The 26,704-nt window shown below is 70.4% G+C and carries 23 protein-coding genes; 7 read left to right on the top strand and 16 right to left on the bottom strand.

All coding sequences use genetic code 11. The features are described 5' to 3' along the window. Positions 1 to 118: 118 nt before the first annotated feature. The 4 genes from ABH927_RS21645 to ABH927_RS21630 form a co-directional block, all read right to left on the bottom strand. Positions 119 to 5,086: an NAD-glutamate dehydrogenase gene (locus ABH927_RS21645; RefSeq protein ID WP_370024071.1), complete on the bottom strand. Its 4,968-nt coding sequence runs from the start codon at positions 5,084 to 5,086 to the stop codon at positions 119 to 121. 32 nt (positions 5,087 to 5,118) lie between these two features. Further along, the gene (locus tag ABH927_RS21640) at positions 5,119 to 5,940 is read right to left on the bottom strand and encodes a tryptophan 2,3-dioxygenase (protein ID WP_370024070.1); all 822 of its coding nucleotides are present in this window, start codon (positions 5,938 to 5,940) and stop codon (positions 5,119 to 5,121) included. A 107-nt stretch (positions 5,941 to 6,047) separates the two neighbouring features. After that, positions 6,048 to 6,260 carry a zf-HC2 domain-containing protein gene (locus ABH927_RS21635; protein WP_261581426.1) on the bottom strand — a complete coding sequence of 71 codons (213 nt, stop codon included), beginning with the start codon at positions 6,258 to 6,260 and terminating at the stop codon, positions 6,048 to 6,050. Beyond that, on the bottom strand, positions 6,260 to 6,787 hold the full coding sequence (locus ABH927_RS21630) for a sigma-70 family RNA polymerase sigma factor (protein ID WP_370024126.1): 528 nt from the start codon (positions 6,785 to 6,787) through the stop codon (positions 6,260 to 6,262). Before ABH927_RS21630 ends, ABH927_RS21635 begins: the two co-directional genes overlap by 1 nt. A 162-nt stretch (positions 6,788 to 6,949) precedes the next feature. Here ABH927_RS21630 and ABH927_RS21625 point away from each other — a divergent pair, with 162 nt between their 5' ends. The 5 genes from ABH927_RS21625 to ABH927_RS21605 all read left to right on the top strand — a co-directional run bounded on the left by ABH927_RS21625 (position 6,950) and on the right by ABH927_RS21605 (position 13,029). Next, entirely contained in the window at positions 6,950 to 7,552 is a 603-nt protein-coding gene (locus ABH927_RS21625; protein ID WP_370024069.1) for a DUF4142 domain-containing protein, read from the top strand. A gap of 68 nt (positions 7,553 to 7,620) precedes the next feature. Next, complete coding sequence (locus ABH927_RS21620) at positions 7,621 to 8,859, top strand: DUF1996 domain-containing protein (RefSeq protein WP_370024068.1); 1,239 nt, start codon at positions 7,621 to 7,623, stop codon at positions 8,857 to 8,859. 252 nt (positions 8,860 to 9,111) lie between these two features. Further along, positions 9,112 to 10,044, top strand: coding sequence for a hypothetical protein (locus ABH927_RS21615; RefSeq protein ID WP_370024067.1), 933 nt, complete (start codon positions 9,112 to 9,114; stop codon positions 10,042 to 10,044). Beyond that, positions 10,041 to 11,498, top strand: a complete 1,458-nt coding sequence (locus ABH927_RS21610) for an NADH-ubiquinone oxidoreductase-F iron-sulfur binding region domain-containing protein (RefSeq protein WP_370024066.1) — start codon at positions 10,041 to 10,043, stop codon at positions 11,496 to 11,498. Before ABH927_RS21615 ends, ABH927_RS21610 begins: the two co-directional genes overlap by 4 nt. A 106-nt stretch (positions 11,499 to 11,604) precedes the next feature. Beyond that, a complete protein-coding gene (locus ABH927_RS21605; RefSeq protein ID WP_370024065.1) occupies positions 11,605 to 13,029 on the top strand; it encodes an FAD-binding oxidoreductase in 1,425 nt (474 codons plus the stop codon). Positions 13,030 to 13,056: 27 nt separating this feature from the next. Here the strand turns inward: ABH927_RS21605 and ABH927_RS21600 are convergent, their stop codons facing one another. The 12 genes from ABH927_RS21600 to ABH927_RS21545 form a co-directional block, all read right to left on the bottom strand. Beyond that, positions 13,057 to 15,078: an acetoacetate--CoA ligase gene (locus ABH927_RS21600; protein WP_370024064.1), complete on the bottom strand. Its 2,022-nt coding sequence runs from the start codon at positions 15,076 to 15,078 to the stop codon at positions 13,057 to 13,059. A 233-nt stretch (positions 15,079 to 15,311) separates the two neighbouring features. Continuing rightward, on the bottom strand, positions 15,312 to 16,058 hold the full coding sequence (locus tag ABH927_RS21595) for an HAD family hydrolase (RefSeq protein WP_370024063.1): 747 nt from the start codon (positions 16,056 to 16,058) through the stop codon (positions 15,312 to 15,314). 280 nt (positions 16,059 to 16,338) lie between these two features. Continuing rightward, a complete protein-coding gene (locus tag ABH927_RS21590) occupies positions 16,339 to 16,971 on the bottom strand; it encodes an HAD family hydrolase (protein WP_370024062.1) in 633 nt (210 codons plus the stop codon). Between the two features lie 82 nt (positions 16,972 to 17,053). Beyond that, complete coding sequence (locus tag ABH927_RS21585; protein WP_370024061.1) at positions 17,054 to 17,560, bottom strand: DUF6912 family protein; 507 nt, start codon at positions 17,558 to 17,560, stop codon at positions 17,054 to 17,056. A gap of 73 nt (positions 17,561 to 17,633) precedes the next feature. Then, positions 17,634 to 18,302 carry an HAD family hydrolase gene (locus tag ABH927_RS21580; protein ID WP_370024060.1) on the bottom strand — a complete coding sequence of 223 codons (669 nt, stop codon included), beginning with the start codon at positions 18,300 to 18,302 and terminating at the stop codon, positions 17,634 to 17,636. A 23-nt stretch (positions 18,303 to 18,325) separates the two neighbouring features. Beyond that, positions 18,326 to 19,750, bottom strand: a complete 1,425-nt coding sequence (nagZ, locus tag ABH927_RS21575) for a beta-N-acetylhexosaminidase (protein ID WP_370024059.1) — start codon at positions 19,748 to 19,750, stop codon at positions 18,326 to 18,328. A 62-nt stretch (positions 19,751 to 19,812) separates the two neighbouring features. Next, positions 19,813 to 21,519: a phosphoenolpyruvate--protein phosphotransferase gene (ptsP, locus tag ABH927_RS21570; RefSeq protein ID WP_370024058.1), complete on the bottom strand. Its 1,707-nt coding sequence runs from the start codon at positions 21,517 to 21,519 to the stop codon at positions 19,813 to 19,815. A gap of 5 nt (positions 21,520 to 21,524) precedes the next feature. Continuing rightward, positions 21,525 to 21,782 carry an HPr family phosphocarrier protein gene (locus ABH927_RS21565; RefSeq protein WP_370024057.1) on the bottom strand — a complete coding sequence of 86 codons (258 nt, stop codon included), beginning with the start codon at positions 21,780 to 21,782 and terminating at the stop codon, positions 21,525 to 21,527. Positions 21,783 to 21,816: 34 nt separating this feature from the next. Beyond that, entirely contained in the window at positions 21,817 to 22,443 is a 627-nt protein-coding gene (locus tag ABH927_RS21560) for an HAD family hydrolase (protein ID WP_370024056.1), read from the bottom strand. Further along, a complete protein-coding gene (locus ABH927_RS21555; RefSeq protein WP_370024055.1) occupies positions 22,443 to 22,889 on the bottom strand; it encodes a PTS glucose transporter subunit IIA in 447 nt (148 codons plus the stop codon). Before ABH927_RS21555 ends, ABH927_RS21560 begins: the two co-directional genes overlap by 1 nt. 246 nt (positions 22,890 to 23,135) lie before the next feature. Continuing rightward, the gene (locus ABH927_RS21550; protein ID WP_261581403.1) at positions 23,136 to 23,372 is read right to left on the bottom strand and encodes a PTS glucose/sucrose transporter subunit IIB; all 237 of its coding nucleotides are present in this window, start codon (positions 23,370 to 23,372) and stop codon (positions 23,136 to 23,138) included. A gap of 13 nt (positions 23,373 to 23,385) precedes the next feature. Then, positions 23,386 to 24,420, bottom strand: coding sequence for an SIS domain-containing protein (locus ABH927_RS21545; protein ID WP_370024054.1), 1,035 nt, complete (start codon positions 24,418 to 24,420; stop codon positions 23,386 to 23,388). 155 nt (positions 24,421 to 24,575) lie between these two features. On the opposite strand from ABH927_RS21545, the gene ABH927_RS21540 reads away from it, so the two are divergent. Together ABH927_RS21540 and ABH927_RS21535 are read left to right on the top strand one after the other, a co-directional pair. After that, on the top strand, positions 24,576 to 25,316 hold the full coding sequence (locus tag ABH927_RS21540) for a GntR family transcriptional regulator (RefSeq protein ID WP_261581400.1): 741 nt from the start codon (positions 24,576 to 24,578) through the stop codon (positions 25,314 to 25,316). Positions 25,317 to 25,355: 39 nt separating this feature from the next. Beyond that, a complete protein-coding gene (locus ABH927_RS21535; RefSeq protein WP_370024053.1) occupies positions 25,356 to 26,690 on the top strand; it encodes a PTS transporter subunit EIIC in 1,335 nt (444 codons plus the stop codon). Positions 26,691 to 26,704 lie beyond the last annotated feature (14 nt).

Here is a 26,704-nt window from a genome sequence, read left to right as displayed (position 1 = left end):
TTACGGCCGGCCAGGAATCCCTGCATGATCACCATCAAGGGTGTTGGGGGTGATCATGCACAGGTTCCCGGGCGGCGGTGCTCACGTGCGCGAACCCTGGCCGTGATCATGCACCGACCTATGCGTCGGTGTGGGGCAGGTTGCTCGTGGCGACGAGGGTCCGTACGGCCCGCAGCGCCACGGACAGGGTGGCGAGGTCGAAGGTGTCGCTCTCCCAGATCTCCGAGAGCGTCTGCCGCGATCGCGTGACGGCGGCCTGGTTGGCCGCGGTCCAGCGGGCCAGCCGCTCCTCGGGGGACAGGCCCGGCTCGCTGTGGATCAGCACGTCCCGGGTCAGCGTGGCGTGCGCCGCGTAGAGGTCGTCGCGGAGCGCGGCCCGGGCCATCGAGTTCCACCGGTTGTCGCGCGGCAGGGCGATGATCCGCTCCCTCAGCCGGGCGAACTGGAGCCGGTCGGCCAGGTCGAAGTAGACCTCGGCCACCTCGTCCACCGGCCTGCCGGTGACGGAGGAGATCTCCACCAGGTCGAAGGTGGAGTAGGCCGGGACCATCGAGGCCACCCGCTCCGCCAGGTCCTCGGGCACGCCACGGGCGACGAAGGAGTCCCGCCGCTCCTCGTAGGCCAGCAGGTCCGGGCCGGTGAGGAGCTTCGGAAGGTGGGTGAGCAGACCGTCGGAGCCCTCGATGAAGAACCTGGCCGTGGACGCGAGGTCGAGCGGCGGCCTCCGGTTGCCGAGCAGCCACCGGGTGCCGCGCTCCGACAGCTTGCGGCTCTCGAAGAGCATGGCGAGCTGGGTCGCGGTGTCGACCTTGTTGTCCAGCGCCTCCACTTGGTGGCGGAAGGTCGCCAGGTCGAAGACCTCCCGGGCCACCAGGTAGGCGCGCACGATGTCGGGTGTCGAGGCGCCGGACTCCTCGCCGAAGCGGAAGACGAAGCTGGTCCCGCCCGCGTTGACCACGTCGTTCACCACGCAGGTCGTGATGATCTCCCGGCGCAGCGGGTGCGAGTCCATATAAGTCCGGAAACGCTCGCGCAGGGCCGACGGGAAGTACGACACCAGCCAGGACGCGAGGCACGGATCGTCGGGGATGTCCGACTCGAGCAGCTCGGCGTCCACCACGAGCTTGGTGTAGGCGAGCAGCACCGCGAACTCCGGAGCCGTGAGGCCGAGCCCGGCCTGGCGGCGCTCCGCGAGCACCTTGTCGGAAGGGAGAAACTCCAGCTCCCGGTTGACCAGGCCCTCCCGCTCCAGGCGCCGCAGGTACCGCGAGTGGATGTGCAGCATCTCGGGGGCCTGGGCGCGGGACGCGGCAAGAACGACGTTCTGCGCGTAGTTGTCCTCAAGGACCAGCTCGCCGACCTCGTCGGTCATGTCGAGGAAGAGCTGGTTGCGCTGCTTGTCGGTCATGTCGCCGTCGCGGACGACCTGGTCGAGCAGGATCTTGATGTTGACCTCGTGGTCGGAGGTGTCCACTCCGGCAGAGTTGTCGATGAAGTCGGTGTTGATCAGCCCGCCGTTCAGCGCGAACTCGATCCGGGCGAGTTGGGTGAAGCCGAGGTTGCCGCCCTCGCCGACCACCTTGCAGCGCAGGTCGCCCGCGTTGATGCGGAGGCCGTCGTTGGCCTTGTCCCCGACGTCGGCGTGACTCTCCGAGGTCGCCTTGACGTAGGTGCCGATGCCGCCGTTCCACAACAGGTCCACGGGGGCCTTGAGGATGGCGCTGATCAGGTCGTTGGGGGCGAGCGCGGTGACGCCGTCGGGCAGCGCGAGCGCGGCCCTGATCTGCGGGGACACGGGGATCGACTTGGCGGTCCGCGGCCAGACGCCGCCGCCGGACGAGATGAGCTTCTTGTCGTAGTCGGCCCACGAGCTCCGTGGAAGCGCGAACAGCCGCTGACGCTCGGCGAAGCTCCGGGCGGGGTCGGGCGCCGGGTCGATGAAGATGTGCCGGTGGTCGAAGGCCGCCACCAGCTTGATGTGCTCGGACAGCAGCATGCCGTTCCCGAACACGTCGCCCGACATGTCGCCGATGCCCGCGACGGTGAAGTCGGTCGTCTGGACATCGACGCCGGCCGTACGGAAGTGGTACTTGACCGACTCCCAGGCGCCCTTGGCGGTGATGCCCATGGCCTTGTGGTCGTATCCCACCGAGCCGCCGGAGGCGAAGGCGTCGCCGAGCCAGAAGCCGTAGTCCTTGGCCACCGCGTTGGCGATGTCGGAGAACGTGGCCGTGCCCTTGTCGGCCGCCACCACCAGGTAGGTGTCGTCGCCGTCGTGCCGCACGACGTCGGGCGGGGGGACGACCTCGCCGGCGACCAGGTTGTCGGTCAGATCGAGCAGCCCCGAGATGAACTGGCGATAGCAGGCGATGCCCTCGGCCAGCATCTCGTCGCGCCCACCGCCGCCACCCGACAGAACCGGCGGACGCTTCACGACAAATCCGCCCTTGGAGCCCGTGGGCACGATGACAGTGTTTTTCACCATCTGCGCCTTGACCAGGCCGAGGATCTCCGTGCGGAAGTCCTCCATGCGGTCCGACCAGCGCAGGCCGCCCCGCGCGACCTTGCCGAAGCGCAGGTGCACGCCCTCGACCCTCGGCGAGTAGATGAAGATCTCGTACTTCGGCCGGGGCAGCGGCAGCACGCTGATCGCCTGCGGGTCGAACTTCAATGCGATGTACGGCTTGCGCCTGCCGGTGACGAAGTGGCTGCCCCCGGCTCCGGCGTCACGTCCCTCGCCATCGGCGGTCTGGAAGACGTTCGTCCGCAGGGTCGCCTGGATCATCTCCAGGTAGGCCCGGAGGATGCGGTCCTCGTCGAGCGAGGCGACCTCGTCCAGCGACGCGAGGATCTCCTCGGTGAGCGCGTCGCAGACCTCGGACCTGCCCCCGTCCGCCCGCCGGGGGTCGAGGCGGGCCTCGAAGAGCCTGACCAGCAGCCGGGCCAGCCGGACGTTGCCGAGCAGCACCCGCTCGATGTACGACTGGCTGAAGGTGGTCCCGGCCTGCCGGAGATACTTGGCGTAGGCGCGCAGGATCTCGGCCTGCTCCCAGGTCAGGCCCCCGGCCAGCACGAGCGCGTTGAAGCCGTCGTTCTCGACCTCGCCGCGCCACAGCGCCGCGAAGGCGTCCTGGAACAGCCGCTTGAAGTCGTCGCGGTCCATCTCGTCCGACGGCGTGTAGCGCAGGCCGAAGTCGTAGATCCAGGCGTCCCGGACGCCCGCGTCGTGACCCCGGGCCAGCTCGTACGGGCGCTCGTCGACCACCTCGACGCCCATCCGCTGGAGCAGCGGCAGCACCCGGGACAACGAGATGGGCGCTCCCAGGCGGTAGAGCTTGAAGCGCCGCTCGCCCTCGGCCGCGCCGTACGGCTCGTAGAGGTTCATCCCGATCGCGGCCTGCTTCTCGGGGTCCTCGGCGAGCTGCTCCAGCCGCCTCACGTCGGCGACGGCCGTACGCGGCGGGAAGTCGGCCTTGTAGCCCTCGGGGAAGGCCGTGCTGTAGCGGCGGACCAGCGTGGGGGCCTCCTCCTCGGAGGAGAGCTCGTTGATCGCGACGGCGAGGTCGTCCTCCCAGGAGCGCGTGGTGGCGGCGAGGCGCGCCTCCAGCTCCTCGACGTCGACCGGCACGTCGCCCAGAGGCTTGCCGCGCTCGCCGCGGATCACGACGTGCAGCCGGGCCAGCGCCGACTCGCCGATCATGGCGCTGTAGTCGAGCGACCTGCCGCCGAGGGCCTTGAGGAGGATCTCCTGCATCTGCAGCCGGACCTTGGTGGTGTAGCGGTCACGCGGCAGGTAGATCAGGCAGGAGATGTAGCGGCCGTAGTCGTCACGGCGGAGGAAGACCTTGACCTGCTTGCGCTCGCGGAGCCGGAGCACGCCGAGCGCGATCGGCAGCAGCTCGTCCACCGAGATCTGGAACAGCTCGGCGCGCGGGTAGGTCTCGAGGATCTCGATGAGGTCCTTACCGTCGTGGCTGTCGGGCGACAGGCCGGCCCGGTCGAGGACCTCGGCGAGCTTGCGCCGCAGCACGGGGATCCGGGAGACCGACTCGTTGTACGCCACGTGGGTGAACAGCCCGAGGAACCGGCGCTCGCCGACCACCTCCCCCTCCGGGGAGAACACCCTCACGCCGACGTAGTCGAGATACTGCGGCCGGTAGACGGTAGCCCGGCTGTTGGCCTTGGTGACGATCAGGACCTGCTTCTCGCGGGCCTTGGCGCGCATCTCGGGCGGCATGGCGGCGAAGCTGTCCGATCCGGCCTTGTCGGCCCGGAGGATGCCGAGCCCGGTGCCCGGCAGCGCCCGCAGGCTCTCGCCCTCCTCGGTCTGCTCCAGGCGGTACTCGCGGTAGCCGAGGAAGGTGAAGTGGCCGTCGGCGAGCCAGCGCAGCAGCTCCAGGCTGTCCTCGACGCCCGCCGGGTCCAGCGGCGGCGGGTTGACCGCCAGGTCCTCCGAGGTCTGTACCGCGAGCGCCCGCATCTTCGCGAAGTCCTCGACGGCGCACCGGGCGTCGAGGAGCACCCGCTGGAGATCGCTCTCCAGTTGCTTGAGCACGGCGGAGTCGGACTGCCGGTCGATCTCGATGTGCATCCACGACTCGTGGAGCGTCTGGCCGGTCATGTCGTCCTTGCCGCGGCCGAGGAGCGCGCCGGTCATGTCCCGGCGGACCCACATCTGCGGGTGGACGATGAGGTGGGTGCCGAGCTCGTGCCGGTCCAGCTCGGTGGTCACCGTGTCGAGCAGGAACGGCATGTCGTCGGTGACGATCTGGACGACCGAGTGGCCGGGGTCCCAGCCGTACTCGTCCAGCGTGGGGGTGAAGACCCGGACCACGGCGCGGCCCTGCGGCCGGTGCTCGGCCAGATGACGGTGGGCGAGGGCCGGCCCGAACACGTCAACGGGGTTGCGCTCGGCCAGGTCCTCGGGCGCCACGTGATTGTAGTACTGCCGGAGGAAGGCGAGCACGTCCTCGCCGTCTCCCTGATGCGCTCCCGGCGTGTGCGCGCACACTTCGGCGGCAGTGCGGAGGAGCTCGTCCAGCGCTTCATCTGTTCCGTGCCGATTTGGCGCCATATCGAGCGGCATGTCGCTACTCACTCCCTTGTGAGCCTCTTGATTCACAGCCAGGCCCGTAGTTCCCATAGCAGGGGAAAGAAATGCATCCGTGTCCGTCCCCGCAGGTACGGTGCCCCGGACGAGCCGCCGGTACCAGATTTCGTGCCGATCTGGCGCTCGACCATCTGAACGTGCCGCATCCGCCAGAGCGCGGTCGTCTCGTCGTGGGTCACGAGACCCTCGGCCAGTTCCCACAGATCGTCGTGCGATCCACGATTCCTTGCCACAACCAGCAGGGAGTCCATGATCTCCTCGTCGGAGACGGCCAGGCCACGCTGGGAGAGAGCGGTGAGGTAAGCATCCCACAAAGTGGGTTCCGCCAGCCGCCGTCTCAGCCTGGCGAGTTCCCCGTCACTGGCGTCCCTGAGCCGCTCCAGATATGACGGGTCCTTCGCGCCGGAGAGGAACTCCAGCTCCCGGAACTGGACCGACTGGAACCCGCTCGCCGGGGCGAGGACCGACCGGAACTCCAGGAAGTCCTGCGGCGTCATGGTCTCCAGAACCTGGACCTGCTCGACCAGAACCCGCTCCACGGCGTGGACCCGCCGGAACAGCTGCCTGGCCCGCCACAGGGCGCCCTCCATCATGGCGTCCCTCGCCTGCTCCAGCTCGTGCAGGAGCAGCTTGAACCACAGCTCGTAGACCTGGTGGATGGTGATGAAGAGCAGCTCGTCGCTGGCGCCCGACTGCGGGGCCTGCTGATCGAGAAGCTCCGTCAGGCGCAGGTATTCACCGTAGGAGAGGCGGGCGCCCTCCTCACCGAAAAGACGGGGAGGTGGCAGCGCATCCCCCTTCCGGGGTCGCCGTTCCGGCGTCGCAGCCATGCCTCACTCCTCCGGCAGCGCAGCAGGCTCTCCATCGAACCGGAATTTCAGCGCCACCGCACCCGATATCACCCCAAAACGGCACAAACGTCAACTTGACGCGCGTGTCAGGGGCGGGTCCGCTCGGGGGACACGGAGTCGGACTCGAGAGGGGCGAACTTGAGGTCGTCGAGCATGCCGGGCAGGTCCTGGCTCTCCAGCAACTCCGCCCGGCACTGCGCGCATTCGTCGAGGTGCAGCTCGAACGCTTCGGACTCGTCGTCGTCGAGCACTCCAAGGGCATAGGCGGCCACATCGAAGTGAGGCGACGACGCGGACATCAGCTGGCCACCCCCCTCTCTTTCAGGGCCGTGCGTAGCGCGCGCAGGGCATAGAAGAGTCTCGACTTCACGGTACCCGCTGGGATTCCCAGAACCTCGGCGGCTTCGCTTACCGTACGGTCCCGTAAGTATGTCTCTTCGATAACTTCCCGGTGCTGGGCCGACAGACCGCGGAGCGCGTCAGCGACCACGATGGCCGCCAGCGTGCGGTCGGACCCATCCGGAACGGCGAGGCTGTCGTCGTCGGGAGCTTCCACCTCCCTTGGGCGGACGCCACGCCTGCGGCGCCCGTCGATCACGATGCGGCGGGCCACGGTGAGGAGCCAGGCCCACAGGAGGCCGGGTTCCCACGTCAGCTTCGCCGAGTTCCGCCAGGCACGGACGAGCGTCTCCTGGACGACGTCCTCAGCCCATTGCAGGTCGTTGCCGGTCGTCTTTCGCACGTGACGCAGCAGCGGACCACCGAACTCGCGGTACAGCTCCCTGATCAGACGATCATCCCGATCAGGGTCGTCGTTGGAGTCCAGACGCACGAACCGGCTGTCGAGTTGTCGACGCACGGCCACATATTTGCACCGGCGTTACTGTCACGTACAGCACTCCCGTAACTCCAGTCATTTCTAACTATTTCCTGAACCGCCTCCGATACCGCCGCGTACCTCCGACCGAAGGTCACGAAAGGAGGCACGATGCGGTTCCGGTTCGGCGAACTCCTGGTGTTCGGCGTCTTCCTGCTCGCGGCGGCCGTCGCGGTCATCGTGGTCGTCCCCCGAGGGGAGGCCCAGGCGGGCTGGACCCAGACACAGGCGATCCAGCAGACGCGGTGGGGCCCGCTCAGCCCGGCCGACCGGGACCTGCTGGTCCGGGTCCGGTGGGCGGGGCTCTGGGAGATCCCCGCAGGGCGGTGGGCCCAGGACCGCGCGGCCAGCGAGAAGGTGAAGGACGTCGGCATGCATCTGGTGACCGACCACACCAAGCTCGACGCCGAGGTGCGGGAGCTCGCCGCCAAGCTGGGCGTCCCCCTGCCCGACCAGCCCAACCCGGACCAGCGGCACTGGCTGGACGAGATGTCGGCCAGCCGGGGAGCCGACTTCGACCGGATCTTCGCCGACCGGCTCCGCGGCGCCCACGGCAAGGTCTTCACCGTGGTCTCCGCGGTTCGCGCCGGCACTCGCAACGAGCTGATCAGGGCCTTCGCCACCCGCGCCGTGAACGTGGTGATGAAGCACATGTCCCTGCTCGAAAGCACGGGCCTCGTGGACTACTCCACGCTTCCCACCCCATCGGTCTAGCCCGGTCTCCGAAGGAACCGGTTCCTGAAAGAACCGGCTTCTGGAGGAACCATGCTCTTGGAGGAACCATGCGAAAACGGTTGATGCTCGCCATGGCCGGCGTGCTGCTGGGCGGCTCGCTCGTGGGGGTGACCCGGCCCGCCGTGGCCGACCACTGCGACCCCGCCGTCCAGGGCGCCGAATGCGAGGACGTCGGCCCCGCCCTGGAGGACTTCATCGACATCACCCGGGCGGCTCCCGGCAACACGGGCGTCCGGGCGGGGCGTGGCTCGTTCACCTCCCTCTGCGGCCGGAACGAGAACGGTCACCGCAACTCCGACAACCACATCGTCGCCCCCGGCGTGTCCAACGGCGCCCACCACGTCCACGACTACGTCGGCAACCTGACCACCAACGGGTTCTCCACCGACCAGAGCCTGGCCGCCGGCGGCACCACGTGCCGGTTCGGCGACAGGTCGGCCTACTTCTGGCCGGTCCTGCGGAGCCGTACGGGCCCAAAAACACAGCCCAGCCCATCACCCACGGCCTCCCCCAGCGCGTCACCCCCGGTGTCTCCCACGGTGTCTCCCACGGCCACGCGAAGCCCCACGGCCACGCCGTCGGGTACGGCTACCGCCTCGCGGCGCGACCCGGCCTCCCCAGAGGACGGGCTCTCGACCGGCACCGGCTCTCAGAACGACACCGGCTCTCAGGACGACACCGCTCGAAACGACGCGGCCTCGCAGGACGAGGCCGCGGGGGCCGCCTTCCGGGCCGCCCACTCGGACGAGCCGGGCGGCGCGGCGGACGGGAACGTCGGGCAGATCCTCCGGGCGAGGTTCGTGTCGCTGCAGTTCCGGGGCAACCGGTTCAGCAGGGTCGTCGCGATGCCCAGGTTCCTCCGCCTGATCACCGGGGACGCCAAGGCGGCGACCAACGGCGGCGCGAACGCCCGCGCGCAGTGGAGTTGCACGGGCTTCACCAACCGGGTCACCGCGAAATATCCCCTCTGCCCGAGAGGCAGCCTGGTGCTGCGGATCCTGGACTTCCCGAGCTGCTGGGACGGCCAGAACACCGACAGCGCCAACCACAGAACGCACGTCCTGTTCCCGGGCGCGAACGGCGCCTGCCCCGCGGGAACCCGGGCGATCCCACAACTGCGCATGACGCTCGCCTACTCGGTGGCCCGGGGTCCGTCGTTCGCGGTGGACAGCTTCCCGGAGCAGCAGCACAACCCGGTCACCGACCACGCCGACTTCGAGAACGTGATGCCGGACCGGCTCATGGCGTCCGTCGTGAGCTGCATCAACCGCGGCCGCCGCTGCTGACCGCGCGTCCGGACACCACCAGGACGTGCCGTTCTCCGTCCGGTCCTACGCAGTCCACCCCCGCCTGAGGACCGCCATCCGAGGACGGGGAGCGGCACCCAGTTCCAGTACCAGTTCCAGTTCCGGTCCCGAGCCCGCACCCTCACCAAAGGTCTCAGGAGACGAGTCAGCCCCAGCACGGCGATCTCAAAACCACTCGCCTGAGGCCACCCCGGCACAGCAATTTCACAGGTTCATCCGACGGAGGAATCAGTGCCACACCGACGGGCTCCACGGCACACCCGGCCAGACGCCGGCCTCGATCTGAACAGCCGCGGCGTGCGCATCGGCCTCGGCGCCGTCGTCACGCTGGTCATCAGCGGAGCGCTGCTCGCCGCCCGCAGCGGCGCCGGCGCGCGGTTCCTGGCCGAGGCGCAGGCCTTTCTCACCTTCTACGCGGGCGTCTTCTCCCTCCTCGCCCTCACGACCACGGTGGCGCTCGGGCTGGCCGCCACCGACCGCATCGTCCTGCCGATCCCGCACCGGGTCCGCGCCCAGCTCGTCCACCGGGCCGCGGCGCTGATCGGCGTCGGCTTCCTCGTCACCCACATCGGGATGAAGATCGCGACGGGGCTCGTCCCGGCCTACGGCTCGGTCGTCCCCACGACCTCGGTGTACGTGGGGATGGGCGCCCTGGCGTCCGACCTGATGATCGTGGTCGTCGCCACCGGGGTGATGCGCGGCCGGTTCGCCCAGGCGGAGCGGCCGTGGACCTGGCGGATCCTGCACGATCTCGCCTACCTCGCCTGGCCGCTGTCCGTCCTCCACGGCCTCGTGAGCGGCCGGACCCCCGCCGCCTGGGTGAGCTGGAGCTACGTCGTCTGCCTGGTGGCGGTCGGCTCGGCCCTGCTGCTCCGGGTCGTGGCCGCCGCCCGGCCGGCCGCCGCCGTGGCCCCGGCGGAGGAGCGCGACGCCCGGCGCGCGCGGACGCTGCCCACGCTCTCGCGTTCCCACGGACAGGTGGCGCGGCTCAGACCCCGGACGGCGCCGCGAACGACACCCCAGCCGGCGTCGGAGCCGGTGGCACAGCCCGTCGGCCTCCTCGGCCGCACCGGAACGGACGCCGTCCCGATCGGCAGCGCACACAAGCCGGCACGCAAGCCGGCACACAAGCCGCAGGACACCAGGCTACGGAGGATCGTGTGATTCCCTATCGCGTCTCCCAGGTCAGGCAGCTCGGCCCGGCACGGCTCACCGCCGGGCTCGGCGAGCACCGCAGGCTCGATCTGAACACCCACTACACCGTCCACGACCAGCTCTCCGGCGAGACGGTCGACTCGCTCATCTCCATGGCCGAGGAGGTGGACCTGCGCGGCCGCGGCGGCGCGGCCTTCCCCTTCGCGCGGAAGCTGCGCGCCGTGGCCGCCCGCGCCCGCGACTCCGAGACGGTCGTCCTCGTGAACGCCGCCGAGGGAGAGCCGGCCAGCATGAAGGACAAGATGCTGCTCACCCGGGCCCCGCATCTCGTCCTGGAGGGCGCCCTGCTCGCGGCGAGCGCGCTCAACGCCAGGGAGGTGGTCGTCGCCGTCGCCGCCGGAGAGCTCGCGGAGAGCTCGGTGACCGCCGCCGTCGTGGAGCGCGGCCTCGGCGGATGCGTCCGGGTGGTCGGCATCCAGGAGCGGTTCATCTCCGGCGAGGGCGGCGCCCTGGTCCGGGCCGTGAACGGCGAGGCCGGCATGCCGCCCGGCCGCAAGACGAGGTCGAGCGACAGCGGCGTGTACGGCCGGCCGACGCTCCTGTCCAACACCGAGACCTTCGCCCAGCTCGCGGTCCTCGCGGAGCTCGGCCCCCAGGAGTACGCGTCGGTGGGAACCGTACAGGAGCCGGGGACGATACTCCTGACCGTCGGCGGCTCGGTCGTCTTCCCGGCCGTCGTCGAGGTGACTCCCGGGATTCCGCTGGCGGCCGTGCTGGACCTGTGCGAGGCCACCGTCGGCGACGGCGTGCTGCTCGGCGGCTACCACGGGAAGTGGCTGTCGGCCGCCGACGCGTACGGGGCGATCGTGTCCCGGCGGGGCGCGTCCGACGCCGGAGGCGAGCTGGGCGCGGGCATCGTGGTCGCGCTCGGCGGCGAGACCTGCCCCCTCGGGGAGACCGTGCGCGTGGCGAACTACCTCGCCGCGCAGTCGGCCGGCCAGTGCGGGCCCTGCCGGTTGGGCCTGCCCGACCTGGCGCGGGCGATGGCCGAGCTCGCCGACGGCGCGCCCGGCGGTTCCGATCTCGTACGGCGGGCCGCGACGGCCGTACGGGGAAGGGGGGCCTGCTTCCATCCCGACGGCACGGCCAGGTTCGTGCTGTCCGCGATCGAGGCCTTCGCCGACGACGTGGAGGAGCACCGGATCCACGGGACCTGCGGGCGGCCGGTGCGTGAGGTGCTGCCGCTGCCGATGACGGACGAGTCCGAGGTCAGGCTGGTCGTCGACTGGACCCGCTGCCAGGGCCACGGGCTGTGCGCGCACCTCGTCCCCGAGCTGGTCAAGCTCGACCACCACGGCTACCCGGTGCTCATGGACAGCGGCATCCCGTCATGGCTGAGCGGCGAGGCGCAGAAGGCCGTCGAGATGTGCCCCGCGCTGGCCCTCCGGATCGGAGCGAAGTGACCTTAATGTAACCAACCCGACCGGATAGCGGCACGTCTCACGAGGTAGATCAATGCCTCGGAGAGTGATCACGATGGATCGGCGAAGCTTCCTTCGCGTTTCGGCCATGGCCGGGACGGTTGTCGTATCGGGTACGGGCGCCGCCCTGGCCGCCCCCCGCACGCCAGACTGGGCGGCGCTCGCCCGTGGCCTCGACGGGCGGCTCATCCGTCCGGGCGACGCGTCCTACGACCAGGCCCGGCGCCTGTTCAACACGGCCTACGACGCGGTACGGCCGGCCGCCGTGGCCTACTGCGAGAACCCGGCGGACGTGGCGGAGTGCGTGAGCTTCGCGCGGAGGTTCGGCGTGCCGGTGACCTCCCGGTCGGGCGGCCACAGCTACGCGGGCTGGTCCACCGGGCCGGGTCTCGTCATCGACGTGTCGCCCATGAGCAGGGTCTCCTACTCGGGCGGCCACGCCACGGTGGGCGCGGGAGCGCGGCTGGTCGACGTGTACTCGAAGCTGGCCGCGCACGGCGTCAGCATCCCCGCGGGGTCGTGCCCCACGGTGGGCGTCGCCGGCCTGACCCTCGGCGGCGGCATCGGCGTGGTGTCCAGGAAATACGGCCTGACCTGCGACGTCCTGGAGTCGGCGCAGATCGTGACGGCCGACGGGCGGCTGCTGACCGCGTCCGCCACGGCCAACCCGGACCTCTACTGGGCCTCTCGCGGGGGCGGCGGCGGCAACTTCGGCGTGGCGACCTCGTTCACGTTCCGCACCCACACGACCCGAGACGTCACCGTCTTCTTCCTGCACTGGCCGTGGGCCAAGGCCGCCGCCGTGCTGAAGGCGTGGCAGGCCTGGGCGCCGTTCGCGCCGGACGCGCTCTGGTCGAACCTGCACCTCAACCACGACCCGTCGCTCGACGTCATGGTCGGCGGCCTCTACGTGGGCGGCAAGGCGGGCTGCGAGGCGCTGCTGCGGAAGCTGGTGGACCGGATCGGGACCGGCCCGTCGAGCCGCTATGTGAAGCAGTCGGCATACGACCACGCCATGATGGTGATGGCGGGCTGCTCGTCGCTGTCGGTGGCGCAGTGCCACCGGCCCGGCACGCTGCCGGGCCAGAACACGAGCGGGCAACTCGTCCGCGACTCGTTCAGCGCCAAGTCGCATATCGCCTACACACCCCTGTCCGCTGCCGGGATCAAGGCGCTGGTGGCCCAGGTGGCCGCCGGTGGGCGGCACTCCGTGCTGCTCGACGCGCTCGGCGGCGCCGTGGGCCGCGTGCGGCCCGACGCGACCGCCTTCCCCCACCGGCAGGCCCTGTTCACCGTGCAGTACTACGCGCACTTCGCCGGGGCGGCGGCCTGGACCCGGGCGGCGCACGCGGCGATGCGCCCGCACTTCGGCGACCACGCCTACGTCAACTACATCGACCCGGAGCTGGGCGGCTGGCGGCAGCAGTACTACGGGGCCAACGCCGCCCGCCTCGCCCAGGTCAAGGCCACCTACGACCCGTCCCGCCTGTTCCGCCTCCCCCAGGGCGTCTGATCGCAGGCAGACGGCCGACGAAGGAACCTATGCATGATCACGCCGGAGAGGGAGGCGGGGGGTGAAATAGCCGAGGACCTCGGGATTGGCCATGGCGTCGGGGTTGGCGGCCTGCTCGACGGGAGTGCCGAGAAGGATCTTCCGTACCGGCACCTCAAGCTTCTTGCCGGACAGCGTCCGGGGGATGCCTGGGACCTCGTGGATCTCGTCGGGCACGTGGCGGGGGGACAGCTCGGTCCGCAGGGCCGTACGCAGCCGGGAGACCAGATCGTCGGACAGGGTCTCCCCCTCCCCGAGGGTGACGTAGAGCAGCAGCCTGCCGTCCTGGCCGAGCCTGCCCGTGTCGATCACCAGGCTGTCGGTGATCTCCTCGAAGCGTTCGACGACCCGGTAGAACTCGCTGGTGCCCATCCGGACCCCTCCCCTGTTGAGGGTCGAGTCCGAGCGGCCGTAGATGACGCAGCTCCCGTCAGGAAGGATCTTGATCCAGTCACCGTGCCGCCAGACGCCGGGGTAGTCGGCGAAGTACGACTCGCGATAGCGGTCTCCTGAGGGGTCGTTCCAGAACATGACCGGCATCGAGGGCATGGGCCGGGTCACCACCAGCTCCCCCACCTCGCCGACCACGGGAACGCCCGAGGGGTCGAAGGCCTCCACGAGGGCGCCCAGGCAGCGGCATGGGATCACGCCCGCCCTGATCGGCAGCAGCGGCACCGCGCCCACGAAGCCCGTGCACACATCGGTGCCGCCGGAGAACGACCCGAGCTGCACGCCGGACTTCACGTCGGAGTAGACCCAGGCGAAGCCCTCCGGCGGCAGCGGTGAGCCCGTCGAGCCGATCCCCCGCAGCCGCTCCAGCCCGACCGGCTTCAGCCCCGCCTTCATCGACGCGATGAGGTACGGCGCGCCGGTGCCGAAGTAGGTGACGCCCTCTTCGGCCACCAGGTTCCACAGGGCGCCGGTCTCCGGGTGGGTCGCGCTGCCGTCGTAGAGGAGGACGGTGGCCCCCACGAGCAGTCCGCCGATGAGGTAGTTCCACATCATCCAGCCGGTGGTGGTGTACCAGAAGAACACATCGCCCTCGCCGAGGTCCTGGTGGAAGGAGATCGACTTCAGGTGCTCCAGCACGATGCCGCCGTGCCCGTGCACGATGGGCTTGGGCAGGCCGGTCGTGCCGGACGAGTACAGCACCCAGAGCGGATGGTCGAACGGCACCCGCTCGAACTGTGTCCCCTCGAACGCCGCCCCCTCGAACTGGGGCCCGGTGGCCTCGGCCCGCAGCTCCTGCCAGGTCGACTCCCGCGCCGCCCTCGCCGAACCGCCCGCGCTCTCCCCGCCGGGCACGGCCGTACGGCCCGCGTCCTCCTGACCCGGCGCGAGGTGGTCGATCCATACGGTCGCCACGAGGCCGGGCAGCTTGGCGGCGATGTCGCGAACCACGTCCGAGCGGTCGAAGGACTTGCCGCCGTACCGGTAGCCGTCCACCGCGATGAGGACTTTCGGCTCGATCTGGGTGAATCGGTCGATGACGCTCGGTGCGCCGAAGTCCGGCGAGCACGACGACCAGATCGCCCCCAGCGAAGCGGTCGCCAGGAAGGCGATCAGCGCTTGCGGGATGTTCGGAACATATCCGGCCACCCGGTCGCCACGGCCGACGCCGAGCCGTACGAGCCCGGCGCGGACCCGGCCGACCTCCTCGCGCAGCTCACCAAGGGTGTACGTGCGCCGGCTCCCCGCTTCGTCACGGAAAATCACGGCAAGGCGGTCGGGATCGCCGCGCAGCGCGTTCTCGGCGTAATTGGTCGTCGTTCCGGCGAACCATTTCGCGTCCGGCATCGTCCCACTGATGACGGGCCCGTCACCACGCTCACCGAGCACACCGAAGTAGTCCCATATCGATGTCCAGAAATCGGCCGGAGACTCGACCGACCACTGCCACATGTCCTGGTAGTCCACCGGCCGGCCGAGCCGTTCCATGAAACGGGTGATCCGAGCGTCGCGGACGACGTCCGGTGTGGGCTCCCAGAGCAGCGCGCCTTCCTCAACCATGTGCCCATCCTTACGAGGGGCGGCCCGTATGTCACCATCGCCGCCCACATAGAAGGGGCCGGTCATATGTGGGCCCTATATGGCCTCTGAGGTGGTCGATCGCGGCTCGTCCCGGACGGCCCCTCCGCCCCCCGCCCGCTGGAAGCGGGCGCCGTGTCCGCGCCGCGGCGGCTCATGCGGGCCGTGGTCAGCGAGGGCGCCGCGAGCGGCGAGACCGAGGAAGGCCTGGTGGCTCAGCCCGCCTTGCGGTCGGCGGGCGTGGTGAGGCGGGCGACGGCGGCCACGACCTCGGAGGCGTTCGACAGGTCGGGCAGCACGATGTCCGCGCCCGCCTCGTGCAGTTCGGCCGCCGTGGACCGGCCCGACGCGATGGCGATCATGGCCGCGCCGCCGATCCTGGCGGCCTGGACGTCGCGGGTGGAGTCGCCGACGAGCACGGTGTTGCCCGAGGTGAACGCCGCGCCGTACTTCGCCTTGGCCCTCCCTTGCGCCACCTGCAGCAGCGTGGCCTTGGGATAGACCTCCTCGCCGTAGCCGCCCACCTCGAAGTCGACCCACTTGTCGAGCCCGAAGGCCTTCAGCTTGTGCACGGCGTTGCCCTTGATAGTGCCGGTCAGCACGGACTGGACGACCCCGTCGAGCCGCGAGACGGCCTTGAGCGCGTCCTTGGCCCCCGGCATCGTCCGCCCCTCTTTCGCCAATCGCCTGTGCTTGTCGCCGAAGGACACCGCGAGCGCGTCGAGGAAACGCGGCAGGTGATAGTCCTCGACCACGATGCCGTTGATGGCCAGCGTCTCGAAGATGATCTCGGAGTCGGGGCGGCCCATCGCGGGCGCGAGCTTGACGAGCGGCCGCCCGGTGACCATCCGGAACGCGTCCGCGTAGGCATCGCGGGCCACGATGGTGACATCGACCAGGGTGAGATCAACGTTCCAGAGAACGAGGCGGTTAATCGTGGCCTCCGTGGGGGGTTTCGGCATGGCTCGTGCCCAAGGGTACGGCTATCGCACGCAACTGAAGCCGTCCAATGCCGAGCTCATCCGTCGCATACCCCCGGCCCCGGCCGCGCATACACCCGAGGCCCCCACGTGGACCCGGCACCATGCTGGGCCGCCGAGTCCGGGTGAGCCACGCTCCGGCGCCACACCCGGGTGCGATGACTCAGGCGCGCCATGCCCGCAGACCATGCGCGGCACCGGGAGAGCCCGACACGTGGCACGGCAGTTGGCCCCACGGGGCCTCGCCGAGCGGTCCGGCGCGTCAGACCCTGTCGAGAGCGTCGGCGAGCGAGTCGACGACGGGGACGCCCACGCGCTGGAGCTCCGAACGCTTGGTCATGCCACCCGTGTAGAGGATCGCGCGGGCGCCGACGTGCTGGGCCGCGTGCGCGTCGTCCACGCTGTCGCCGATGACGACCACCTTCGCCGGATCCAGGTCGAGCGCCTTGAGATGCTCGACCATGTGCTCGGCCTTGGTCCCGCCGGAGGCGGAGCGCAGCCCGTCGACCCGGATGAAGTGCCCGTCGATGCCGAACTCGCCGACCTTTCCGACCAGCCGCTCGTGGCCCCACATTGACAGCAGCGACTGGGTCCGTCCGCCGTCCTCCCAGGCCCGCAGGCTGGCCGTGGCGCCGTCGGCGAGCTGGCAGGCCAGCATCAGCCGGTGGTAGTGCTCATGGAACCCCAGGTCGAGCAGCTCCCATTCGCCTTCCTTGAGCGGCCGCCCCAGCATGCGCTCGTAGGCAACCCAGATCGGGCGGGTGTAGACCTCGCGGAAACTGTCCGCGTCGAAGGGGCCCAGGCCGTACGGCTGGAAGAGCTCGTTCGTCGCCCCGACGACTGCGTCGATGTCGTGGAACAGCGTGCCGTTCCAGTCCCAAACTATGTGCGTCATATCGCTCCCGAGGATAGACCGCACCTATGACATTTCCGTGAACCCCGACGGTCATGTCAGACGACTGTGAGGTCAGACGAGGTCAGGTCAGGAGGTCGGGGATCTCCTGCGTGGCATACCACATCAGCTCGTGATCCTCGGCGCCGTCCACGGCGAACTGGGCGTCGTCGTCTCCCCGGTCGGCGGCCGGGAGTGCGGCGATCGCCGCGTCGATGTCCTCGACGGCGGTGGGGTCGTCCACGTGGACGGAGGCGAGCATGCCGAGCGGCACCGGCTGCAGCAGCCGCACCCGGGCACGTTCCTCCAGGTGGGGGCCGATTTTCACGATGTCGTCGGGCACGTCGGCCGCGACGACGACGCGCCGGGCGGCCACCTCGACGCCGTCGGCGCGGTCCGCGACCAGCATGCGCAGAGAGGCGCGGGCGGCCTCGGTGAGCGCGACGTACTCAAGCTCCTCGGTGTCACCCGAGACATACCACTCGATCAGCGCGGGGGTCACGGCGTAGCCGGTCAGCGGGGCCGGTCCAAGCTCGCCCGCCGCGGCCACCTGGGCCAGCGCGGGGAGCGTGCACGGCAGATACACGCGCATGCGTTCCTCGACTCACGAGTATTGTCACGATATTTCGGTATTGGACGTGCCCGGGATGCGCGGCCCCGCGAGCTCACGGCCTGAACGGAAGGCTGAACAGCCGCTCCATCTCGGCGATGGTGGCCGACGCGTCGCTGTGGTGAATGCCGACGAAGCCGAGCGCCTCGGCGGCCTCGATGTTGGCCTTGATGTCGTCGATGAACACGCACCGCTCGGCCGGCAGGGCTACCATTCCGAGCGCGTGCTCGAAAATGCGCGGCTCGGGCTTGCGCATGCCGACCTCGCCGGAGATGACGATGGCGTCGAAGAGCCCGTCCCACAGGTCCCGGGGGTAGTCGTTGGCCCACGAGTTGGACACCAGGCAGGTGGCGAGCCCGGCCGCGCGGGCCAGGCGCAGCATGTCGTGCATCTCTTCCACCGGCCGGAACCCGGCGAACATCCGGGTCAGCAGGCCGTCGGCCTCGGGCGGCACACCGTCGAGCGTCCGCAGCCGGGCGGCCAGGCTGCGCTCGAACTCGGCCGCCGGGACCTCACCCCGCTCCAGCGCGTGGATCGGGTTCTCCCCCGGCGCGGCGCCGGCCTCGTAAGCATGGAGGATGAGTTCACGCATGACGTCCCGGTAGTGGCCGGAGTCGATGCGGTCGGCCTCGATCCATTCGGCGATGGAGTCGGCCATGCTCGTCGTGAGCACCCCACCCCAGTCGATCAGCACACCCTTGAGCACGGCTCCGTCTGTTGACACGCCGTACAGGATAAGGGGCCCCGTCACAGGGCGCGCATCGGCAGGGACTGCGCGCGGGCGGCCGCGGCTTCGCGGATCCGCTTGGCGACCTTGAGGTGCTCGCTCGACTTCAGGGCGCCGGGATCCGTGTGCGCCGCGTCGAACACGCCGCGCGACTCCTTCAGGTGAAGGATCCGCGTCACTGACTCGTTCAGCCGCTCCTCGCTGATCCGTCCCGTCTGGACCGCCTTGAGGACGGCGCCGTACGCCGTGCGGAAGTCCGGCGGCATCAGCAGCATGTCGGCCCCGGCCAGGATGGCCCGCACCGCCACCTCCGCGTCGCCGTACTTCTTCCGGACGCCCGCCATGTCGAGCGCGTCGGTGGTGATCACACCGTCGAAGCCCAGTTTCTCGCGGAGCAGCCCGGTCAGGATCTTGCGGGACAGCGTCGAAGGATCGCCGGAGGGGTCGAGCTTCGGCATGACGACGTGGGCCGACATGATCGCGTCGACGCCCCGCGCGATGGCCGCGCGGAATGGCGGCGCGTCCAGCTTCTCCCACTGCGCCATCGAATGCCGGATGACGGGGAGCCCGGTGTGGCTGTCGACGGACGTGTCGCCGTGCCCGGGGAAGTGCTTGGCCGCCGAGGCGACGCCGGCGGCGTGGAAGCCGTCGACCGCCGCGCCGACCATAGTGGCGACCTCACGCGGATCGGACCCGTAGGCCCGCGGGCCGATCACCGGGTTGCGCGGGTTGATGTTGACGTCCGCGACCGGGGCGTAGTCGAGGGAGATGCCCAGTGCCCGCAACTCCTCGCCGGTCACCCGTGCCGCGTCCCGCGCGTTCCTGGGGTCGCCGGTCGAGCCGATGGCCATCGCGCCGGGCAACTCCGTGACCAGTGGGCGCAGCCGCGAAACGAGCCCGTTCTCCTGGTCGACGCCGATCAGCAGCGGGGTCTTCGAGGACGCCTCCCGCAGGCCGGTGGTGAGCGCGGCGACCTGCGTGGCGCTGGACACGTTGCCCGCCCACGGGAAGAGGATCACCCCGCCGGGCCGGTATTTCGCCACCACCTCGGCCGGGGTGGCCACGCCGTACCTCGCCTGGTTCTCCTTGCTGGAGGAGCCGGCGTGCGAGCCGTACACGACGGTCACGAAGAGCTGGCCGACCTTGTCCTCGACGGTCATCCCGGCGAGCGCGTCCGAGACGTCCGCCGGGGTGGACGGGCCCGTCTCGCTCTCTGACGGCTCCGCCGAGGGCGCGGAAGTCGAGGGCGGCACAGTAGTGGACGGCACAGCCGTGGGCGCGGCCGACGGCGCGGCGGGAGAGCGGGTGGAGGGCGGCGCGCTGCTCCCCAGGCCGGCGGAGCAGCCCGTCACGATGAAAGCCAGGAGGCCGACTGCCCCCCGCCTGGCCCCTCGCCTGGCCCCCCGCCTCGCCTCGCGCCCGATCCGGCGCCGCAGTCCTGACACCTCTTTACGTTATCTACGCTCGCGGACCGCTCGCTGCCAAAGCTCACAGCGTCTGCCGTGCCTCACAGCGCGAGCGCTCCGAGGCCGGGAAGCTCGGCCCACGCGGCCGCCTTCGCCGCGCCCGCCGACGTCGCCGACCGTGCCGCGGCGGCGGCCGTGCGGCACTGGTCCAGCGTGTGCCGTCCGAGCGCGGCGCGGACCCACGGCAACGCGGGAGAGGCCATGGAGAGCGAGGTCACCCCCAGGCCGACGAGCACACAGGCGAGGACCGGGTCCGCCGCCGCCTCGCCGCAGACCCCGCAGCCCTTGCCCGCGGCCGTAGCGGCCGAGGCCGCCAGCGCGATGAGGTCGAGCACAGCGGGCTGCCAGGGGTCCTGGAGCTCGGAGACGGCGCTGACCTGACGGTCTGCGGCCAGCGCGTACTGCGTGAGGTCGTTCGTGCCGATCGAGAAGAAGTCGACGGCCCCGATCAGGTCCGCGGCCCGGAGCGCCGCCGAGGGCACTTCGATCATGATCCCGGCGCTGGACAGCCCCGCCGTACGGCAGGCCTCCGCGAACCACGCCGCCTCGTCGACGGTGGCCACCATCGGGGCCATGACCTCGGCCTTCGCCGACGTACCGGCCACAGCGCGGGCCAGCGCGCCGAGCTGGGCGGCCATGATGTCCGGATACCGCCGGAACAGGCGAACGCCACGCTCGCCGAGTGCGGGGTTGGGCTCCTCTTCGGGAGGCGGCAGGAAGGCGAGCGGCTTGTCGGCGCCCGCGTCGAGCGTCCTGACGACGACCCTCCCGCCGGGGAACGCCTCAAAAACCGCCCGGTATGCCTGCTCCTGCTCCTCGGCCGAAGGGGCGGTCTCCCGGTCGAGGAAGAGGAACTCCGTGCGGTAGAGGCCCACGCCCTCGGCCCCGGCCGCGAGCGCGGCGTCGAGGTCGCGCGGGCCGCCGATGTTGGCGAGCAGCGGTACGGCATGGCCGTCGGCGGTGGCGCCGGGACCGGTCGTGGCCGAGAGCACGGCCCGCCTGGCCTGGTCGGCGTCGCGGGCTCCGGCGATCTCCTGGTCGGAGGGCGAGAGCCGTACGTCACCGGAGGCCCCGTCGACCAGCACGGGCGTGCCCGGCGGGATCGCGGTCGCGCCCGCGCAGCCGACGACGGCCGGCACGCCCAACGAGCGCGCGAGGATGGCCGTGTGGCTGGTGGGGCCGCCCTGCTCGGTCACGAAGGCGGCGACGACGTCCCTGGTCAGCAGAGCGGTGTCGGCGGGGGCGAGATCACGGGCGACCAGCACGTACGGCTCGGCGGCCGTGGTGGGCACGCCCGGCATCGGCAGGCCGGTGAGCACCGCGATCGTGCGGTCGCGGATGTCGTCGAGGTCGGAGACACGCTCGCCGAGGTACCCCCCGGCAGCCGCGAGCAGATCCCGATATTTCTTGAAAGCGTCGAAGACGGCTCTCGGAGCGGTGACGCCCTGGTCGATCAGCGCGGCCACCTCGTCCGCGAGCCCCGGGTCACGGGCCATCATGGCCTGCGCGCCGAGCACCTCCTGGGCCTCGCCCCCCGCCTGGACGCCCCGCGCCTCCAGGTCGGCGGCGACCTGCTCCAGCGCCCGCTCGGCCCGGTCTCGCTCGGCCCCGGCGTCGCCGTCGTGCCGGGAGTCGCCGTCAGGCTCGGGGATGTTCCCCACGACCGGATATGCCGGGCCGTACGCGGCTCCGGGGCTGACCCCCGTGCCCGCGAGCAGCCGCCCGATCTCGGTGTCGTCCTCGTCCACGGGTGTCAGGACGCCGACGCGATCTCGGCGAGCTGGTCGAGCAACTCTTCGGCGCCCTCGCCCTCGGCGGTGATGACGACGGACTCCCCCTGACGGACGTCGAGGGCGAGCACCGACAGGATGCTCTTCGCGTTAACGGGCTGACCCCCCGCCTTCGCGATGGTCACGTCGAAGGGCGCCTTGGCCGCGGTCTGCACGAACGTCGCCGCCGGGCGGGCGTGCAACCCGACCTCGGATGCCACGCTGACCTTGCGTTCGGCCACGATTCCTCCTCTTGCTGCAGGCGGTCCAGACCACCTATATCTCGGTCAAAGGCCAATCAATACCCGACAGATCGGCGATTACCAGGTCTGCGTGGGAAAGTTCATCGGGATGATGCGTGGTCGCCACTCCGACACATGTCATCCCCGCCGCCCGCGCGGCGGCGATCCCGGCGAGGGAGTCCTCGAACACCACACAGCGGACGGGTTCGACCCCGAGCCGGTCGGCGGCCGTCAGGAACCCGGCGGGGTCGGGCTTGCCCACCGCGACGTCCTCCGCCGTCACAATGGTCTGGACCAGATGGGCGACGCCCACCTCGTTGAGCCGGTCGAGGGCCCAGCTGCGATGGGCCGAGGTGACCAGCGCGACCGGCGAGCCGGCCTCCACCACCCGCCGGACCAGGTCGGCCGCACCTGGAACCGGCAGGATGCCGGGCAGGCCGGGACGGTCGTAATAGGAGCGAACCTCGGCGATCAGCGCCTCGATGTCGGCGTCCGGGAACAGCTCGGGCAGGACGTCGGAGCTGCGGCGGCCCATGAAGCGCCGCAGCAGGTCCTCGTCGTGCGGGATGTCGTGGTTCTCCAGCAGCATGCGCCACAGGGCGAGGCTCCGCGGCTCAGTGTTGATCAGCGTGCCGTCCAGGTCGAAGAGCGCGGCCTCCATCACGCCCACTGGAAGAGCTCGTCGCCGGCGCTCACGGGGCCTTCGGCGAGGACGTGAACGGCATCGGCGGAGGCGTCGAGCGCCACGACCGGGCAGACCGGTGACCGGCCGCCCGCCTCGACGGTCGCGGGGTTCCAGGCCACCACGGGCTGACCGGCCTCGACGTGGTCGCCCTCGGCCGCGAGCAGCCGGAAGCCCTCGCCCTTGAGCTGGACCGTGTCGATGCCGAGATGCACGAGGACCCCCCTGCCGTCGTCCCCGACGACGACGTAGGCGTGCGGATGCAGCTTGATGATGGTGCCGTCGATGGGGGCCACGGCCTCAACGGGCTCGCGGGCGGGGTCGATCGCCGTTCCCGGGCCCACCATGGCCTGCGAGAACACCGGGTCCGGCACGGCCACGAGGCCGATCACCGTCCCGGCGACCGGGGCGAGAACAGTCGTCAATGAAGCGCCCTTCCCTGAGATCCCGTCAGGCATCCCCGTCGAAGCGTCCGCCGAACATCCGCCGACGCGTCGGCGACGCGTCGCCGAGCTCGATGCCGGCGGGGGGTTCGCGTGTGACATCCCCGAACCCGGCACCGGCCCGCCGGCGAAGCGCGGAGCCGATGCGGGTTCGCCCCTGTCCTAGCGGTCTCACGCCGGCACAGGCCCCATGGAGCGGGCAGCCGGCGTGAGCCGCACGCACGAGCGTCAGCCGATGATGTCCTCGATGTCACTGGCGATCGTGTCGGCCTCCGGGCCCACCACGACCTGCACGACGTTGCCGGCCGCCATCACTCCATGGGCCCCGGCGGCCTTGAGGGCGGCCTGGTCCACCTTCGAGGCGTCGTGCACCTCGGTGCGCAACCGTGTGATGCACGGCTCGATCTCGATGATGTTGTCAGCACCACCGAGCCCGGCGATGATCGCCTCGGCGTCCGCAGCCATGGGGGTTCTCCATTCAGTCGGTCTGAGTGACCTTGTTCAGACCACGGGGGGCGTCCGGGTCGATACCGAGCCTGCGCGCGAGCGCCTCGGTGAGCAACTGCCCGGGAACGATGAGCCCCAGCGGGGCCACCCACTCGGGCAGGTCAGGTCCGTTGAGCGCGGCTGTGGAGGCGGCGGCCAGCTCGGTTCCGCCGCCGACGCCGAAGGCCGACGCGCCCGCGGCGGTCACCCGCTGCGCCAGCGACACCGTGCCCGCCAGCGTCGGGCCCTCGCCCGCCGCGACGAGGATCGCCGGGGTGTCCTCGTCCACGACCGCGATCGGGCCGTGCAGCAGGTCGGCGTACGACAGGCCCATGGCGTGCAGGTAGCACGCCTCCTTGAGCTTGAGCGCGATCTCCAGCGCGGTCGAGAACGCCAGGCCGCGGCCGGACACGACCACGCCGGGCTTGTCGGCGAGGCCCTCGACGATCGCGTCCAGGTCGCCGGGGTCGGAGATGAGCTTCTCCACCGCGTCCGGCACCCGCTGAAGGTCGTCGCGGTCGACGTCGGCGCCGAGGCCGAGCGCGAGCACGGCCAGCGCCGCGAGCTGCGTGGTGTACGTCTTGGTCGCCGGGACGGCCTTCTCCTCGCCGGCGAGCGTGCACAGGGCGAGGTCGGCGGCCAGGGCCAGCGGCGACTGCTCGCCGCCGTTGGTGATGGCCACGGTCTTCGCGCCGCAGTCCTTCGCCCACTGCAGGGTCTCGACGATCTCCTCGGTGCGGCCGGACTGGGACAGGCCCACGGCCAGCACGCCGTCGAGGTCGAGTCTGCGCCGGTACGTCGTGGCGATCGAGGGGGCGGCGAGCGCCGACAGGCGGCCCGCCCGCGCCTCGATCAGGTAGCGGCCGTACACCGCCGCGTTGTCGGAGGTGCCGCGCGCGATGAACAGCAGTTGACGGGTGTCTCGCGCGAGCTCCTCTACCTCCCCGGTTCGAGGAAGCAGGGCGTCCAGCGTCGCCCGCAGCGCGGCAGGCTGCTCGGCGATCTCGCTGCGCATCTTGGTCGTCATCCGGTGCTCATCCTTGGTGGCGAGAGGGAGAGGGCCGTTACCGATCCGACGCCGGCCCACACATTGACACACATTTCTGGGCTGTGGTCTAGTCCGGACTAGACCAGTACGAACCATAACTTATTCGTCTGGTCAGATCGAGAGGGGAGGGATCAGTGGCCCAGATCGATCCGGACAGCCCGGTGCCGAAGTACTTCCAGCTTCGGGAGATTCTGCTCGACCTCATCGAGAGCAACGAGCTGCCGATCGGTGCGGCGATCCCCTCGGAACGCGAGCTGTGCCAGCGCTTCGGCCTGTCACGGATGACAGTACGTCAGGCCGTGGACCACCTTGTGTCCGAGGGCCGCCTGCACCGGGTCCCCGGCAAGGGCACGTTCGTCGCGCGTCCGAAGATCGAACTGGCCCTCCAGCTCACCTCTTTCAGCGACGACATGCGGGCGCGCGGCATGGAGCCGGGCTCCCGCGACCTGGACCGCCGAGTGGTCCGGGCCAGCGCCCATCTCGCACGGGAACTCGGTATACAGCCTGGGGACGCCGTGCACTTCATCGAGCGGTTGCGCACAGCGGACGGGGAACCGCTGAGCATCGAGCGCGCCCACATCCCGGTCGTGCTCGCTCCTGATCTCGATGCCTATGACCTGACCGGCCTATCCCTGTACGCCCTGCTCGAGTCCCGATACGGCCTCGTGCTGGACGGCGGGGAGCTCACCATCGACGGCGGCATCGCCGATCCAGGCGACGCCGACCTGCTCAAGCTGCCCCGTGGCGGGGCCGTCCTGCTGCTGCAGCGCCGGTCCTTCGCCGGAGGGGTATGCGCCGAACTCGGGGTCTCCACTTATCGCGCTGACCGCTACCAGCTCCGGACTCTTCTCGAGATTCCGACCAGACGCTCCTAACGGTCTCCTCCCGTATCCCCCCTCCCTGGAGGAAACGAAATGAGTTCCACGTCCGCTGACGCGGGTCTGCCCGCCGCTCCCGGACAGCAGTCCCCGGCGATGGCCGTGCTGTCCCGTATCGGCCGCTCCCTCATGCTTCCCATCGCGGCGCTGCCCGCCGCGGCCATCCTTCTCCGCGTCGGCCAGGACGACCTGCTGGGCCGTACGGACAACGCGACGCTGGACAAGATCGCGCAGATCGTCGGCGGCGCCGGAGACGCGCTTTTCGCCGCCCTGCCGCTGCTGTTCGCCATCGGTGTCGCCGTCGGCTTCGCCCGGCGGTCCGACGGCTCGACCGCGCTCGCCGCCGTCGTCGGCTACCTCGTCTGGGACCGGGTCACGCACCTGATGTTCTTCGACGCGTCGGCGGATCTGGCCGTGCACAAGAAGGTGGCGCAGAACGTCGTCGGGGGGGACGGCAAGCCCAACGAGGTGCTCAACCTCGCTTCCGCCAACCCCACGGGCGTGCTGGGCGGCATCCTGATCGGCATCGTCGCGGCCGTCCTGTGGCAGCGGTACTACCGGGTCAAGCTGCCCGCCTGGCTGGCGTTCTTCGGCGGCCGCCGCTTCGTCCCGATCCTCACCGCGCTGGCCGCGCTGATCCTCGCCGTGATCTTCGGGCTCATCTGGCCGCCGATCGGCCAGGGCCTCACCACCTTCGGTGACTGGCTGGCCCACAACTCCACGGTGGGCGCGGGAATCTACGGCGTGGTCAACCGGGCGCTGATCCCCTTCGGTCTGCACCACTTCGTCAACTCGATCGTCTGGTTCACCGTGCCGGAGTGTGCCGTCGGCGCGACCCACGCCGCGGGCGACCTGAACTGCTACTTCGCCGGCCAGGACGGCGCGGGCGCGTTCATGGCGGGCTTCTTCCCGGTCATGATGTTCGGCCTGCCGGCCGCCGCCCTCGCCATCTGGCGGGCCGCCCCGCCGCACCGTCGCGGGGCTGTCGGCTCGATCATGATCTCCTCGGCGCTGATCTCGTTCGTCACCGGCATCACCGAGCCGATCGAGTTCGCGTTCATCTTCGTGGCCCCGGTGCTGTTCGTCGTGCACGCGCTCCTCACCGGCATCTCCATGGCCCTGGTCGCGGCGCTCGACGGGCGGCTCGGCTTCGGGTTCTCCGCGGGTGTGATCGACGCCGGGCTCAACGCGACCAAGGGGAACACGCACAACTTCCTGCTGATCATGTTGATAGGCGTCGTCTACTTCTTCGTCTATTACGCGGTCTTCAGCTTCCTGATCAAGAGGCTGAACATCATGACGCCGGGCCGCGAGCCGGAGCCCGACGAGGACTCCGGCGAAGCAATCGAATCACCGCGCACCCGCGTCTGACCCTTTCGCAGCAC

This window comes from Planotetraspora sp. GP83 (assembly GCF_041262585.1).
In the GTDB taxonomy this organism is placed as follows: domain Bacteria; phylum Actinomycetota; class Actinomycetes; order Streptosporangiales; family Streptosporangiaceae; genus JAOEGB01.
This window is presented reverse-complemented; position numbering and strand designations above follow the sequence as displayed.